Consider the following 15027-nt stretch of genomic DNA (forward strand, 5'->3'; position numbering starts at 1 on the left):
CCCCAAAAAAGTACAGTTCGGTCAAACTTCTTTTGGAAGGCACCTTGGTCGATTCATCTTTGTGTCATCAATAATCAATCCTGGAATACATCCAGCATCAAAAAAAAGAACAGTCATGAAAAAACTATTGTTGGCCGCATTTCTATTCGCCGTATCCTTTGCAAACGCGCAAGACCGTTACGCCACAGGAATGGAAAAGGCATTTGCCTTGTGGGAAGAGCAAAAAATGATGGAAGCCTCCCATTTATTCGAGCGTATCGCTACCGCTGAGCCGGATAAATGGGTGCCCTATTATTATGTGTCGCAAATCAACACCTTGATTTCTTTTGGGGAAACGGACGAAGCCAAACTGAGCAACCAATTGGAAAAAGCCAAAGAATTTTTGGATGTGGCCAAGGCCATCTCTCCCAATAATCCCGAGCTCTTGATCCAGGAAGCGCTTATCAATACAGCATGGATTGCTTTTGATGGGGCCACCTATGGAATGACACTTTCCCCAAAAAACGCTCAATTGTACCAAAAAGCCTTGGAAATCGCTCCAAAAAATCCAAGGGTCATCCTTTCCAAAGCAGAATGGGATATGGGTTCGGCCCGTTATTTTGGCAAGGACATAACACCTTATTGCAAAGACGTGGAAAGAGCCTTGGAACTTTTTGCTACCTTTAATTCCGAAATACCATTTTACCCTACATGGGGAGAGGAAAGGGCCAAGGAAGTCCTCGAGAACTGTGGTAAATAAAAACCTATGAAACGCTTTTTCAAAGAACTTTTAAAAGGATTTTTAGTGGGCATCGCTATTTTCATAGTGTTGCTCATCATCTTCTTTATCAAGGGGTGGGAGCTCACATATCAAGAGTTGTGGGTGGAGTTTTGGGAAAGTATGATCTTTTCCATCATCATTTATATGTTGAATGCGGCCTCCTTTATTCTTTTGATGCGAAAATACGACAAGGAGTTGTTTACCAAAAAGTATATTGCCTACGGCGTTATCGGCAATATTGTAGCCTCCATTTTAGGCATTTTGTTGTCTAGATTTGTGCTCAAAGTACTCATCAACCAACAATCGTTCGCACAGTTTTTGGCAGAGGAACGACCTGAATTCTATGTGAGCTCTTTTATTATTGCGATGGCCGTAGCCTTTATGTTCTATGCGGCCTACTACTACAAATATTATAAGGAACGACAGGTAAAGGAGCAGAAAATTATCGCTGGTTCGGCATCTGCCCGATTTGATGCTCTTAAAAATCAATTGGACCCCCATTTTTTATTCAATAGTCTGAACGTGTTGACTAGTTTGATAGACGAAGACCCACATCAGGCACAGAATTTCACCACTTCACTCTCCAAGGTGTATCGTTACGTATTGGAGCAGAAGAACAAGGATTTGGTCACTGTGGATGAGGAACTCAAATTTGCCCGTACCTACGTCCGTTTACTTAAAATGCGTTTTGAGGACAGTATCATTTTTGATATTCCCGACCAATCCTCCCAACCCGATGCTAAAATTGTACCGCTATCTCTGCAATTATTGCTGGAAAACGCGGTAAAGCACAATGTGGTGACCTCATCGCGACCTTTGCACATTCGAGTTTTTGAAGACAAGGGAATGTTGGTGGTCAGTAATAATCTTCAGGAAAAACAGGTGGTCAAAAAAAGCAGTGGGGTGGGACTGCAGAACATCACACAGCGCTACCGCATTTTAACGGACCGCGAAATGATCATCAACAAGACCGCAGAGGACTTTAGCGTTTCACTCCCCATGCTCACCCAAAAATACACGGTTATGGAGACGCAGGAGAACTATATCGAAGAAAAAAGGTATGCCAAGGCTAGAGAGCGCGTTCAGGCCATTAAGGACTTCTATGGGAACCTAATGGCCTATTGTATTGTGATTCCCTTTCTGTGGTGGCTTAATTTACGGACCACCGAATTTTTATGGGCCTTTTTCCCTACCATTGGATGGGGATTTGGGTTAACGGCCCACGGGATGGCGGCTTTTGGATTTAATCCGTTATGGGGTAAGCGTTGGGAAGAACGCAAGATCAAGGAATTGATGGACAAGGACGATTTCTAAGATTGGAGACCGGAATCGAGTACCCCCTGATTTAGATTAGAATCCCTGGCTTTGACCCTTCACCCTTAACCTCTCCCTCATACAACTCATCCCAATATAATTACAGTTCGGGAATTCGTTTTTCTTTTTGCCGATCGCTATGCCGAATTTTGGTGTGTAATCAAATAAAAACGAACAGTCATGGAAAACTCAACAGAACTTCGATATGCCAAAGCCAAGGAAAGGGTGGAGTGTATCAAATCATTTTACTACAATCTTACAGCCTACCTAATCGTGATTCCTTTGCTGGGATATCTTAATTACAGGACAACCAGCTTTCCATGGATCATATTTCCCGCCGTAGGGTGGGGACTCGGACTGATAGGTCACGGGATGTCCGCTTACGGATTCAATCCCCTTTTTGGCAAGGAATGGGAAGAGCGTAAGATTCAGGAGTTTATGAACGACAAAGAATTTTAGGAATGAGTACTTTTAACTACAACATGCAACCAAATAGCAATATCATGGATACGTCGAACAAGGAAAACAAATATATTAGGGCCCGCGAGCGCGTGGACGAGCTTAAAAACTTTTATGGGAACTTGACTTCCTATGTTTTGGTAATCTCTGGCTTGGCACTTATCAATTATTTTACCAACGGTTTTGGCTATATGTGGTTTTTATGGGCCGCTTTTGGTTGGGGAATCGGCGTTCTTTTTCACGCTATAAAGACATTCGACCTAAACCCATTTTTTGGAAAACAATGGGAAAAGCGCAAGATCGAGGAGATTATGCGCAATGAGGAACAGAACGATAAATGGAAATAATCATGGAAAATTATAACACCGAAAAATACAATAGGGCCAAAAAAAGGGTCGATGAACTCAAAGGTTTTTATATTCACCTATCCATTTATATCGTGATCAACACCTTCATCCTGATCAATATTTTTCTTAGGAACGATGATTTTTGGAGATGGGAACATTTCATCACCTTGTTTGCATGGGGCATTGGGTTGTTCTTCCATGCTTCCAAAACGTTTGAATTCAATCCTTTCTTGGGAAAGAACTGGGAAGAGCGCCAAATCAAAAAATACATGGAAGAGGACAAGGAAGAAATGAAGAAATTCAAACAAGGTCATGACAGATAGAAATTTTGCTCGGGAAGCCGCGGAGAAGCGTGTCAAGGAACTTAAGGGCTACTATAGCCATATCGCCATTTTTGTCATTGTGAATGGTATGTTGTTATTGCTCAAGTTGGGTGTGCTAACCTCTTTTTTACCAGAGGCTTTCCCAAAGGAATCCTATTATTACGATTGGATCAACGGAAACATCCTGATTTGGGGAGTGATATTGCTTGTGCACACACTACTTATACTTCGTCATAAATTGTCCTTTTTCAAAAACTGGGAGAAACGACAGATACAAAAATATATGGATGAGGGTAAAGATCATGTTGATAAATACAAATGAGCCGACTAACTTTTATATTTTAGGTCCAAACTAAACCAAATACAAGAACAACCATGAACGTCCTGATCATTGAAGATGAAAAACCGGCAGCGCGGAGATTGTCCAGATTACTTTCTGAACTCGAAATCGAGGTTTCCAACATGCTGCATTCCGTTGAAGATTCCATTGCTTGGTTTCAAGACAACCCACATCCCGATCTCATCTTTTTGGACATTCAATTATCGGATGGGCTTTCCTTTGAAATTTTTGATGAGATCGAGGTAAAAAGTGCCATCATTTTTACCACTGCTTTTGATGAATATGCACTTCAGGCATTCAAGCTGAACAGCATCGATTATTTGCTCAAACCCATTGATGAGGAAGAGCTGGAAAGTGCTGTAAAAAAGTACCGGAATTTCAAGCCCGAAAACCAAAAAATCCCCATCGATTTTAACGACATCAAAAACCTTTTGGTGAACCCCTTGGAACGGGAATACAAAAAACGATTTACAGCTCGGGTCGGACAGCATTTGAAAATTATAAACGCCGAAGACGTGGAATGTTTTTATAGTGAAAATAAGGGAACCTATGCCGCTACTTCGGACGGAAGAAATTATTTGCTCGACACCACTTTGGAACAGTTGGAGGAGGAGCTAAAGCCTCAAACATTTTTTAGGGTGAGCCGCAAGTTTTATGTGAATATCAATCATATAGGGGACATCATTTCATACACCAATTCAAGGCTCCAGATTAAAATGAAACGCTTCAATGACCACGAAATCATTGTAAGCAGGGAGCGGGTAAAGGACTTTAAGTTATGGTTGGAGTAGTATCGATTAAATTTTTGGATTCCAGTAATTTAATAAAAAATAAAAAGCCACTATAAATTTTCCTTATAGTGGCTTTTTTGGGTCAAAAAGGTTAGTTGTCCTCCACTCGGTTGTCATCAAATGCGGAAGGGAGCAGTTTCGGAATCAATTTAATAAAAATGGGCAAAAGAATGGCTCCTCCTGGCAACATAAAAATGGCCAGCGAGGGTATGCTCTTAAAAATATCCAACAACTGATTTTGTACTTTTTTCTTTTCTTCGGCGTTCAAATCCTTGACCGTGGATTTTGATAAAAGAGTGACCAATTCACGACTCTGTGTGAGCTCTTTTTTGAGTCTTTTGCTGTTTCTCAAAATAAGCTTGCTCACATTTTTGGACATGCCATCGTAAAATTGAACGGCCAAATTTTTGTTGTTCAGATAGGCAACTTTATCCTTGTTTTTTTCAAAAAAACCTTCCACAAATTGAAGCTCGAAATCCACCTCTTTTTTTGACTTTCCAAGGTCTCTTCCCAAGCCAAAAATATAATCCGTTTCGGTGTAGTCCAGAGCCTTGTCCTCCCATATCGTCAAGCAGGCCATATCCAGAAAATAATCCTTCTCGTTTTGACTGAAATTTTGGTTTAGTAAATCGGAAAAATCACCCTCGAATTTGGCACTTTCGGAATCAACATATGTTAAGGAGGAGGCCAAAAGTTGAATCAATTTTTCATCCGATTCATGGGTTTGCTTGGAATTGAGCGCGTGGTACACAATATTGATGGTGACAAACTCCAAAAGTTGTGCATGTGCCATCAAGTTCTTTTCTCCTTTTAGGTAAACAATAAATATGAGAATGTCCACATACAGCAGTGAGTTGGTCAAACTGTTTCCAAGGGCCCGGCTAAAGGTATTGTCGCTTAGGTATATCCGAGAATCTATAAGTTTTTCCAGTTGGGATTCCGTTTTGGAACCGGTCAATATTTTGTTCAAAAAGGAAATTCGGCTTACGTTCAAGGACTGGTAGTATTCGAATACCTTGTTGACGAAGGCTTCAAAATCGGTTTTTCCAACCTTAAAGGTGTAGGTGAAATATAGAGCCGTCAATAGGTTGACCTTGGCAATCTCATCCTCGCTAAGGGCATGCTCCGCAGGAACAAAGGATGGAATGTTCAAATGCACCCCATAGATAAAGCCGTTGGCCTTGAGGTCCCTGTACAGACTATCAAAGTCTTCGAAATAGGAAGACTCTTGATCGACAAGGTGACCAAACTTGTTGATCCATCCTGAGGCAGAAGGGTTCATGTAACTAAATTAGGGCGTCAAAGTAAAACAATTTCTAGGACTTTGGTTTATGACAGCGGTATCACACCGCTAAAATATCGTTAAATAATTTTAACATTTTAAAACCAAACCGCTTTCCATAAGGTTCCGTAGGTAAGGGTGAATGAACCTTTAGACAACAACATGAAAGTAACAAGAACCTACGGCAGTATTGTGCTGATGCTATGCTTTTTGATATCGTGCCAGCAGCAAGAGACAGAATTCAAGACCGACAGTCAGGATTATAATTCCTTCTTGGCCAATCGACCCGCAAAGGAAACATATAATGTTCCCATGCTTGAGGATAACAATATCAAATCGGACAGTTTACGGCTGCTGAGCATGGGCAAGGTGTCCGGCGAATACCATCGATTTTTAGGCCAAACAGGTGATATCCAATTTTTAAAGAATGCCGAACGATATCTTAGAAATGCGTTGATAACATCTAGTGCCGATCAAGCAGAACACCTGAGGGCTTTGTCGCGAAACCACATGGCACAACATAAGTTTAAAGAAGCCTTGTCCATTGCCGAGGAATCCCGTAGGTTGAACAGTGCTATCAATGAATCACAGAAGTTACTTTTTGACCTTCATATGGAATTGGGGAATTATTCCCGCGCCGACCGCTATTTGGACAGTATTCGGTCAATGCCCGATTTCGGTTACCTCATCCGTGCAGCCAAATGGGATGACCACAAGGGAAATCTGGATAGTGCCATCCAATTTATTGAGAAGGCCATTGCCGTAGCGGAAATGGAAAAGAACAAAGCTCAGCTCCTATGGGCCTATACCAAATTGGCCGATTTCTACGGTCATGCCGCAAGAATCGAGGATTCTTACCAATGCTATCTTCGAGCGTTGCACATTGAACCACGTAATGCATACGCCAAAAAGGGCATTGCCTGGATTGTTTACTCCTATGAAAGAAATGGAACGGAGGCCCTTCGCATACTCGATTCTATCCTAAAACAGCATCAATCGCCAGAGTATTACCTATTGAAAGCGGAGATTGCGGACTTTATGCAGAACGATATGCTACGCGTACAAGCTCTGGACGATTATTACAAATTAGTGAGGAACAACCCCCAATATGCCCACATGTACAATGCGCGCAATGTGGAATTTTTAATAGATATGGATGTGGACCAAAAGGCCTATAAACTGGCACAGGAGGAGGTGGATAATCGTCCTACGCCAGAATCTTATGGCTGGTTGGCCTACAGTTTACTCCATATCGGAGAAAAGGAAAAAGCCATGAAGATCTTGGAAAAACATGTAATAGGGGCCACTTTTGAGCCTGTGGTACTCCATCAGGCAGCTGAAATTTATAAGGCCAATGGCAAAACTCAAAAGGTACAGGAGTTAAAGCAAAAACTGTTGGGAGCTATATATGAACTTGGGCCCATGAAAGAGGCCCAAATAGCCAGTCTTTAGTTTTCCCCTTTTAAGAGCAAGGTTGTAGATCGTTATGATCTCGGCTTGGTTGTTGTTTTTAGGTACGCCACGGTACATTGCCGTGGCGTTTTCTATTCTTCCGGCAAGGCTTCTTTTTTTTCAACGGCATCCTCATGCAGGATCTCGATACCTTTTTGAATCACCAAATTGGTTGGAATGGTGATTTGTTTTCCATCATCCGTCCGCATAAAAAGATAAAATCCGCTGATGTCTTCTACCTTTCCGGTCCAATCAAAGTCCTTGTCCATAACCCGAATCCTGTCGCCCAAGCGGAGTGGGTGATTAAAGAAGAGGATAACACTTGCCGTTAAATTAGACAAGATGGACCATTGGGCTACAAAACCCACGCCCAAAATCGCCAACACCGAAGAGATGAACACAGAAAAATCCTTCATGTTAACGCCCCATATCAGAGAAATACCGATGAAGGCAAGAAGGTAAAACAGCAAGTTGCTCAGATAAAATATGATTTTTCTGCTGTTCATATCAATTGCACTAGATCTACCAAACCTTCTAATGGCCCTTTTGCTTAGGGAATTCAGTAAAATCAGTATGCTCAGAAGAATAATGGTAAACAACACCTCGGTTTTGTAGGGCATGGCTTCAATCATGATGGTTCTTAGTAAATTTGGTTTAACTTATAGAGCTAAACTACGAATAAACCCATCATATCAATACTGCCATGAACACAGATTTCGAAGAAAATTCATGGGTGATCAATTACTCACCGGACAATTACTACAACCGAAAGTTCTCCCTGCAGGAGGATATGCAGCTCTCCAAGGGCGATAAGTCCATTACATGGGTAAACACCTATGGCCTGGAGTATATGGATGAATTTAGGCAGATGGTGAATGAAAATGGATTAGATGATTTTCTCTTGCGCCTATTGCTGAACCAAAAGATGGGCAACAAGGTCATTGTACTGGAAGATCAATTGTTCATCGCAGCACGTATCCTGAAAACCGAGCACGACAGCATGGAGTCCGAACAGATGTATTTTGTGGTTTCCAAAGATTTTAATTGGTGTATCCAAGAAATGTGGGGTGACCATTTTGATTGGATACGCCAGCGAATCTTTGAGAACAAGGGCATCATACGAAAAAAGAAGGCCGATTACCTCTTGTTCTTTATTTTGGAAACCCTGATCACCAATTATAAGGATAAGTACGAGGATATCGTGATCATGGAGAATGCCTTGGAAGCACTGGTAAAGCGCGAGCCCACTCCGGAATTCATGTTCGAAGTGGAACAGAAAAAAGCTTTGATACAGGAATTTAAAAAGGCATCGCATGGTCTTCGGGATATCATCATCCGATTGGAAAGGGTAGAGATAAAAGGATTTCAAACCAAGTATTTTAGTGAATTGCGTGAGCAGATCAATGGTTTGATTACGGATATTGACTCCGATATCATGGAACTGGAGAGTCAAATCAATCTGTTTTTTAGCGTGCAGGGCCACCGACTGAACGAGGTAATGAAAACCCTGACCATATTTTCCGTGGTATTTATTCCTCTAACCTTTTTGGCAGGCATTTATGGGATGAACTTTGACAATATGCCCGAACTGCAATGGAAATATGGCTATTTTGTCCTTTTAGGGCTGATGCTGGTGGTTACCATTATTTCCATTATCATTTTCAAAAGAAAAAAATGGTTCTAACCGTTTTATTTTCAAAAAAATAACCATTCATCTAAGGGAAGTTGGAGATTTTCGTATGTTTTCCAATGATAAACATCATATTCTCCGAAAAGTTAGGACGGTAGTTTTGTCTCATCAAATTAAAATAACACACGATGAGAAAAAGATTACTTGTAGCGGTAGTGGCCCTATTGGGACTCTCCAACTTCGCAATGGCACAGGATGCTCCAGCAGATAATGGTGGCACATGGCAGTTTAGGTTAAGGGGAATTGTGGTCTCCCCCGACGAAAGTGCCGACATTGAAGCCATTGGTGGCGATGTTGATATTTCCACCGCCGTTGTTCCAGAGCTGGACATCACTTACTTTTTTGACGAGAATTGGTCCATGGAATTGATTTTGGCTACCGCCAAGCACGATGTAAAAGCAGTGGAAACAGCTGCTGGAGAGATTGACTTGGGCAGTGTTTGGTTACTACCGCCCACAATAACCGGTCAATACCATTTTACGGGAGGAAACTTTGTCCCTTACCTTGGGGCCGGGGTAAACCTTACGCTCTTTTATGGGGTGGACGAAGGACCTGTTGTGGACGATATTGAATACGATACGACGGTCGGCTTTGCATTACAAGGTGGATTTGATTACATGCTCAACGATAAATGGTTCTTGAACTTTGATGTTAAAAAACTGTTCCTGAACACCACGGCCACTGTAAATGCGACCACCGCTTTGGGTGCTACCGTAGATGCGGATGTGGACATCAACCCATGGATTTTTGGATTTGGCGTGGGTATTAAACTTTAATATTCGATTGTTTTTTTAGGTTATCTAGTTTTGAAGGTAGTTCGGTCAATACTGAGCTACCTTCTTTTTTTAGGCACCAACCGCCCCCAAGGTATACAATTGCTCCAGTGTTGGGGTTTCACTTCCACCCTCGGGCTCCAAGGTGATACCGAAAGCTTCGGATTCGTTGGCGTTTTCCAAAGTAAAGAGTTTATTGTCCTGTGACGCAAAATCATCCAATAACCCGATACTGGTAGGAGTGAGCGGGTCCAACTTTAAGGACCACACTTGATAGGTAAATCCTTCAGGAGGTTCTGGAAGGCCTTGGGCGTCGATAATTACTTTCTGCTCTTCCTTGTTCCAATACGCTTTTGCATAGGAGGAAGGGGAAACGGCTTGCCCGCCAAGAGCGATAACAGACACATCTTTATCCCTGATTTCTTGCAACAGCAGTTCTTTTGAGGTGATTTCCGCTTGGGTATCGGATAAAATATCTTCCAAGCTCTGCTTTTCTTGATTGGTAAGTTCTATTTCGTTTTTGAGCTTGTTGTTTTCCGTGTACATCCAAAACAGGCCTAGGGCCAATAAAACGGACGCCGCCCATCCCAAGTAGCTGCCCCAAGGAGTTCCACTACTTTTTGAAGCTTCCGGTGTAAACGGAATGACATCGTCCAGTTCCGCTTTTATCTTGGCAAAACTATTTTCCGGCATTTTTGGTGAAGCTGCCTCCGTTAGCTCGAGAACCGCATTTTCAATTGCCTCGATTTCTTTTTGTATTTCTGGATACTGTATGGCATAGTGCTGCACCTCAAGATTTTCTTCAGGTGACAGGGCTCCAGCTACGTAGAGTTCCAAAATTCCAGATGCTATGTATTCTTTCACATCCATGCTCATGCCATATTTTTTCTAATGCTCGAAATACAGCTTCTTATTCTTGTCTTTATGGTGCCAATGGGTGTATTAAGCTCCTTGGCGGCTTCTTTTTGGGTATATCCCTTAAAATAAAGCATATCGATCAGCAAAATACACTTTTCCTTCAATCCTTTTAAGAGCGACTGAAGCCCAATGGTATCCATTTTACTGTTCAAATCTTCGCTGTTTTCAAAAATACCTACGAGAGAATCAACAGGAAGGTTCTTTTTTTGGTTTTTATGGGTTTTTGAGCGTACTTCATCGATGGCGGCGTTTCTAGCGATGTTCAATATCCAAGTAAAAAAACGTCCTTTGGACGCATCGTACTGGTCGGATTTTTCCCAGACTTTTACAAAGACGTCCTGGCAGAGCTCTTGGGAACGCTCGGCATCCTTCACAATCACATTAATGACACCACATATGTTTTCCGCATACATATGGTACAAGGCTTCAAAGGCAGCACTATCCTTTTTTTGAAATTGTTGTATGAGGTTGTCCAAGTTCATTGAAGTGGTCTAAATATATAAAAAAAGAGCTGCGATTGGCAGCTCTTTCCGTAAATCTTTATCCTACTGGAAATTCTTATTGTTGTCTGAGCAATACCGAGGCATTTATGGCAACCTCATCCCAAGTTTTGCTTACGCCATCGGCACCGGTATGCAATATTTTGCAGGCTTCGTTAAGTGAGGCCAGTGCATTGAGTGCATCCCATTGTTTTAGGTCCATAACTCCCGTAAAATTGACATGGTTGTCCTCCGTGATTTCATACTCCAAGGGAAGTTCAGCGGAAACACCGTTCATGCTCAAGGCAACCGTACAGTTATTGGCATCTTTTACAGAGAATTTACCCGTTATGTTTTGGGTCTCCACCATTTTGTTGAAAAAGAACTCAATGATCTTGGGGTCCCTTATGTTAGTAGGGTCATTGGTAAAAAGGCTGCTCACCGGAATGGTGAACTCAAGTCCGTCGATGGTTTCCTTTGGGGTTTCTCCTGCGGCATAGGTGACCTTCACTTGTTGGAAGGTGCCTCCAACGGGGACTTTGTCCGTGGTCTTGTAGGCCGTAAAACGTACGTCGGTGGAATCTTGTACAAGGCTGTAGGTCGCGGTTGATACCTTGGCTTCTGTTTTTTCCTCCTCCTTTTGGGCTTTTTTGCAGCTAAAAGCGGTCACCAATAGTAGTGCCATGGCTGCAAGGTGTAGTTTTTTCATTTCAGTACATTTTAATTTTGTACTAAGGTAGGCCATAATTGTGTTTGGGTCAATAAAAAAAGCTGTCCAACGGACAGCTTTTATAGGATTGGTGATGCTATTATGCTTATTGGATAATTCCAGTACAAGCGATTCTTGCGCCAGCGGCACCAGAGGGTTGTGAGGTGTAGTCGTCCACTCCTTGATGCACAATCACGGCCTTGCCCAAAATATCCTTCGTGTCGTCCCCGCAGCCAATGCACCATTCGTCCGTAGTGAACTCAACGGTGCCATTGCCATCGGCATCAGCGGTAAAATTACCGATATCCCCCTTATGATAACCATCTTCGGAGCCCCATTTACCATGTTGCTCAAAAGTAGGGTTCCAATGTCCTCCCGTTGATTTCCCGTCGGGAGAGGAGCAGTCCGCTTTCTCGTGCAAGTGAATGGCATGTTCCCCTTCATCCAATCCAAGGAAGGTCGCCCGCATGATGACCTGCCCTTCATCTTGTGTAAATACCACTTCACCACTTACGTTGCTGTCGCTTTTGGGTTCCATGGAAAATGTGATTACCTCAGGGTCCATTTTCTCTGCTACCTGCTCTACGGTTTCTTCCACCTCTTCGGTAGTCTCTTCCGCTTCTTTTTTTGCTTGTTTACAGCCAAAAGCTGTTATCAATATCAGCGCTAGGGCTGTTGTCTGTAATTTTTTCATTAAAAATGATTTTTTTAAGATTAGCTTATAAGGTAGGCATTATTTATGCCTGTGTCAAGGATTACCTCTGGTATTTCTAGGGTTGCTTCTTTTTGAAAAGCCCTCTCAGGTCGGGATTGTAGAAGACGGCAAACTGCAATCTATCAAACACCACATTGGAGAATTGATTTCTCAGGTACCCCAATTGTACATTGCTGTTTTCCGTAATATTCACCCCAAAGGCTGCATATAACCTGTTTTGGTCAAAAAGGTTGTCTTGTAGGTTGATAAAGAGTTCATCATAAAAATTAAGGAAAAAAGTATCCGTAAGCGGAAGGGTGACCTGTAGCCGATAGCGCGCCCTGTGCTGGGTATCCGTAACATCCCCAAAATCAAAAAAGCGTTGCTCCAAACGGTAGCGATGTTCAAAAAGGAACTCCCATACCTTATCCCTTAAAATAAATTGTTGAAAAATCCGATTCTCCCTAGTGTCCACCTCGCCCATGATATCTTCAAAAGAAGTGTCCGTTTGGATAAAGGCGTAGCCTATGGTGGCCATAGCGTCTGGATTAATGTGATAATTGAGACCGGTCCGCAATAGCATCTGGTTAAAGTTATCCGCAGTTTCGTAGTACCGGAACTGTGCTTCGGAATGGATGCTAAAACGTTCTGCAATTTGATTGGTCCCAAAATACATGAACCAAGCTCCCAGTTCTTCTTCACCGGGAGCTTGGGCATGTAGGTTTGTACTCAATGCTCCGGTTAGGAACATCAAGGTCAAAAATCTTTTGATCATAAATTCTCTTCTTCAATAGGAGTACTCTTATCCTCTTTTAGGTACTCATCCAAAAATTCCAAAATTTTGCTGTATGCTTTGATTTGGTTTTCTTTTTTAACAAATCCGTGTCCTTCATCCTCGAATAGCACGTATTCCACTGGGACACCGTTTTGGCGTACACCAGCTACAATTTCATCCGATTCCGCTTGAAGCACCCTTGGGTCCTGTGAACCTTGGAGTACAATCAACGGTTTTGTGACCTTGCTGGTGTGGAATAGGGGAGATATCTGCTTTAATCGCACAGAATCAGCACTGTAGGGGTCTCCCAATTCCTTGTACAGGGCATCTTTAAAGGACTCCCACCATGGTGGGATGCTCTTTAGGGTACGAATCCAGTTGGTGACACCGAAAAGGTTCACTCCCACATCAAATTCCTCAGGAGTGCAGGTGAGGGCGGCCATGGTCATATAACCTCCATAAGAACCTCCAATGATCCCGATTTTCTCGCCATCGATTTCTGGTTGTTGTGCCAACCAGTTCTTTCCCTCCACGCAATCTTTCAAATCCTTATCGCCATGATTCAAATCGTCCATTTGATAGAACGTTTTTCCGTATCCCGAGCTACCACGGTTGTTTACGGCCAGAATGGCGTATCCATGGTTGACCAGGTATTGGATAAAGGCACTAAAATTTTGACGCGATTGTCCCCCTGGACCACCATGCACCCAAACCAAAGCGGGCACAGGTGTTTCTGCGCTGGCTTGATACGGTTTGTAATAGATGGCGGGAATTTCCAGCCCGTCAAAGGATTTATAACGAACTACTTCAGCTTTCACCAAATCTTGAGCCTGGACCTCGGGATTCAAAACATCGGTCAACCGCTTGTGCTCTTTGGTCTCCAAATTGTACACATAAAGGTTGGAAGGTGTGTGCGAACCCCCAGCGTAGAAGCGCATCATGCTTTCGTCATCCGAAAAACTTACGCTGGTAATCTCCATGTTTTCGATAGAAGGCAAATCGATATTCTTCCCCGTGGCCACTTCCATGACCTCGATGGTGTTTTTGGCATCCTCGTTAATGTAGGTGACTTGATAGGTTCCCTGATCGGTAAAATAACTTCCGGAAATATCCCAATTCCGTTCCATTGCCTTCTCGTAGGAATCATCGGCAAGATTATACTTTATCAAATAGGAAAACTCGCTTCCATCGTCCGTAGTATAGTAAAATGCCGTTCCATCGGGTGAAAAATCCTGAGGTGCATTCCCGCTTTGGTTTTTGTTGATTTGGGTCAGCTCCTTGGATTCTAAGTTATAGAGGAATAAATCACTATCATTGGTGTTGATGGATTTGCTCAGGGCGACATACTTTTCGTCAGGGGAGACCACGCCAACATCATAACCATCGTTATTTTCATACACCAATTTAGAGGTCATACTTTCCAAATCCATTTTGTAGAGGTCCACAAAACGGTTGTCGCGTTTGTTGGAACCGTAAAAAAATGCGGATTTGTCATCGGACCATTGGTAAAATAGGGAACGCGCCCCTTCTTCGGGGGTAAGGTCCCTGAAACTTCCATCCATGTCACGGACAAAAATGTGGTAAATCTCATCTCCATTATTGTCCATTCGGAACAGCATTCGTTCATCCTTCGGAAAGTAGGAGATGGCGAATACCGACGAACTGTCCGATTGGGTGACAGGCATCATTTCTCCACCCGAAGTAGGGATGGTGTACATATTGTAAATGCCCGAACGGTTGCTGGAGACCAGTAATTTGGACTTGTCCGGTGAAAAGCTTCCGCCAGCGATGGACTCGTTGTCCATCATTTGCGAAATGGTGTAGGTCTTCATCGTTTCCGCGATGGAAGGCTCCTTTTTTTCTTCTTTGCATGCCCAAACACCTGCAATAAGGGCAATGACCAATAGTTTTTTCATGGTTC

At 42.7% G+C, this 15027-nt stretch carries 18 protein-coding genes; 10 read left to right on the plus strand and 8 right to left on the minus strand.

Annotated features, from left to right (window positions below):
- Positions 1 to 115: 115 nt before the first annotated feature.
- The 7 genes from EO130_RS10905 to EO130_RS10935 all read left to right on the plus strand — a co-directional run bounded on the left by EO130_RS10905 (position 116) and on the right by EO130_RS10935 (position 4334).
- Positions 116 to 739 (plus strand): hypothetical protein, encoded by a 624-nt coding sequence (locus EO130_RS10905; protein ID WP_127141540.1) that lies wholly within the window; start codon positions 116 to 118, stop codon positions 737 to 739.
- Between the two features lie 6 nt (positions 740 to 745).
- Positions 746 to 2074: a 2TM domain-containing protein gene (locus EO130_RS10910; protein ID WP_127141541.1), complete on the plus strand. Its 1329-nt coding sequence runs from the start codon at positions 746 to 748 to the stop codon at positions 2072 to 2074.
- A gap of 180 nt (positions 2075 to 2254) precedes the next feature.
- Positions 2255 to 2533 (plus strand): 2TM domain-containing protein, encoded by a 279-nt coding sequence (locus EO130_RS10915; RefSeq protein WP_127141542.1) that lies wholly within the window; start codon positions 2255 to 2257, stop codon positions 2531 to 2533.
- Between the two features lie 2 nt (positions 2534 to 2535).
- The gene (locus tag EO130_RS10920) at positions 2536 to 2880 is read left to right on the plus strand and encodes a 2TM domain-containing protein (RefSeq protein ID WP_127141543.1); all 345 of its coding nucleotides are present in this window, start codon (positions 2536 to 2538) and stop codon (positions 2878 to 2880) included.
- A gap of 2 nt (positions 2881 to 2882) precedes the next feature.
- Positions 2883 to 3203 carry a 2TM domain-containing protein gene (locus EO130_RS10925; protein WP_127141544.1) on the plus strand — a complete coding sequence of 107 codons (321 nt, stop codon included), beginning with the start codon at positions 2883 to 2885 and terminating at the stop codon, positions 3201 to 3203.
- Entirely contained in the window at positions 3193 to 3525 is a 333-nt protein-coding gene (locus EO130_RS10930) for a 2TM domain-containing protein (RefSeq protein WP_127141545.1), read from the plus strand. The genes EO130_RS10925 and EO130_RS10930 overlap by 11 nt, the downstream gene beginning before the upstream one ends.
- Positions 3526 to 3578: 53 nt before the next feature.
- Positions 3579 to 4334: a LytR/AlgR family response regulator transcription factor gene (locus EO130_RS10935; RefSeq protein ID WP_127141546.1), complete on the plus strand. Its 756-nt coding sequence runs from the start codon at positions 3579 to 3581 to the stop codon at positions 4332 to 4334.
- Between the two features lie 91 nt (positions 4335 to 4425).
- On the opposite strand, the gene EO130_RS10940 is transcribed toward EO130_RS10935, so the two are convergent.
- Positions 4426 to 5616 carry an LETM1-related biofilm-associated protein gene (locus EO130_RS10940; RefSeq protein WP_127141547.1) on the minus strand — a complete coding sequence of 397 codons (1191 nt, stop codon included), beginning with the start codon at positions 5614 to 5616 and terminating at the stop codon, positions 4426 to 4428.
- 162 nt (positions 5617 to 5778) lie between these two features.
- Here EO130_RS10940 and EO130_RS10945 point away from each other — a divergent pair, with 162 nt between their 5' ends.
- Positions 5779 to 7068 (plus strand): tetratricopeptide repeat protein, encoded by a 1290-nt coding sequence (locus EO130_RS10945; RefSeq protein ID WP_127141548.1) that lies wholly within the window; start codon positions 5779 to 5781, stop codon positions 7066 to 7068.
- A 92-nt stretch (positions 7069 to 7160) separates the two neighbouring features.
- On the opposite strand, the gene EO130_RS10950 is transcribed toward EO130_RS10945, so the two are convergent.
- Complete coding sequence (locus EO130_RS10950) at positions 7161 to 7700, minus strand: mechanosensitive ion channel domain-containing protein (protein WP_127141549.1); 540 nt, start codon at positions 7698 to 7700, stop codon at positions 7161 to 7163.
- A gap of 71 nt (positions 7701 to 7771) precedes the next feature.
- Here EO130_RS10950 and EO130_RS10955 point away from each other — a divergent pair, with 71 nt between their 5' ends.
- Together EO130_RS10955 and EO130_RS10960 are read left to right on the plus strand one after the other, a co-directional pair.
- Positions 7772 to 8752, plus strand: a complete 981-nt coding sequence (locus EO130_RS10955) for a CorA family divalent cation transporter (protein ID WP_127141550.1) — start codon at positions 7772 to 7774, stop codon at positions 8750 to 8752.
- Positions 8753 to 8886: 134 nt separating this feature from the next.
- Positions 8887 to 9534, plus strand: coding sequence for an OmpW/AlkL family protein (locus EO130_RS10960; RefSeq protein ID WP_127141551.1), 648 nt, complete (start codon positions 8887 to 8889; stop codon positions 9532 to 9534).
- A gap of 69 nt (positions 9535 to 9603) precedes the next feature.
- Here EO130_RS10960 and EO130_RS10965 read toward each other — a convergent pair whose 3' ends face one another.
- From EO130_RS10965 to EO130_RS10990, 6 genes are all read right to left on the minus strand, one after another.
- Entirely contained in the window at positions 9604 to 10401 is a 798-nt protein-coding gene (locus EO130_RS10965; protein ID WP_127142076.1) for an anti-sigma factor, read from the minus strand.
- 2 nt (positions 10402 to 10403) lie between these two features.
- Positions 10404 to 10931 (minus strand): RNA polymerase sigma factor, encoded by a 528-nt coding sequence (locus EO130_RS10970; RefSeq protein WP_127141552.1) that lies wholly within the window; start codon positions 10929 to 10931, stop codon positions 10404 to 10406.
- A 76-nt stretch (positions 10932 to 11007) separates the two neighbouring features.
- Positions 11008 to 11637 carry a YceI family protein gene (locus EO130_RS10975; protein WP_127141553.1) on the minus strand — a complete coding sequence of 210 codons (630 nt, stop codon included), beginning with the start codon at positions 11635 to 11637 and terminating at the stop codon, positions 11008 to 11010.
- Between the two features lie 106 nt (positions 11638 to 11743).
- Positions 11744 to 12331, minus strand: coding sequence for a superoxide dismutase family protein (locus EO130_RS10980; RefSeq protein WP_127141554.1), 588 nt, complete (start codon positions 12329 to 12331; stop codon positions 11744 to 11746).
- Positions 12332 to 12407: 76 nt separating this feature from the next.
- Positions 12408 to 13106: a DUF2490 domain-containing protein gene (locus EO130_RS10985; RefSeq protein ID WP_127141555.1), complete on the minus strand. Its 699-nt coding sequence runs from the start codon at positions 13104 to 13106 to the stop codon at positions 12408 to 12410.
- Positions 13103 to 15022 (minus strand): S9 family peptidase, encoded by a 1920-nt coding sequence (locus tag EO130_RS10990; protein WP_127141556.1) that lies wholly within the window; start codon positions 15020 to 15022, stop codon positions 13103 to 13105. The genes EO130_RS10985 and EO130_RS10990 overlap by 4 nt, the downstream gene beginning before the upstream one ends.
- Positions 15023 to 15027 lie beyond the last annotated feature (5 nt).

Origin of the sequence: Flagellimonas marinaquae (genome assembly GCF_003992675.1) — a bacterium.
Lineage (GTDB): Bacteria > Bacteroidota > Bacteroidia > Flavobacteriales > Flavobacteriaceae > Flagellimonas > Flagellimonas marinaquae.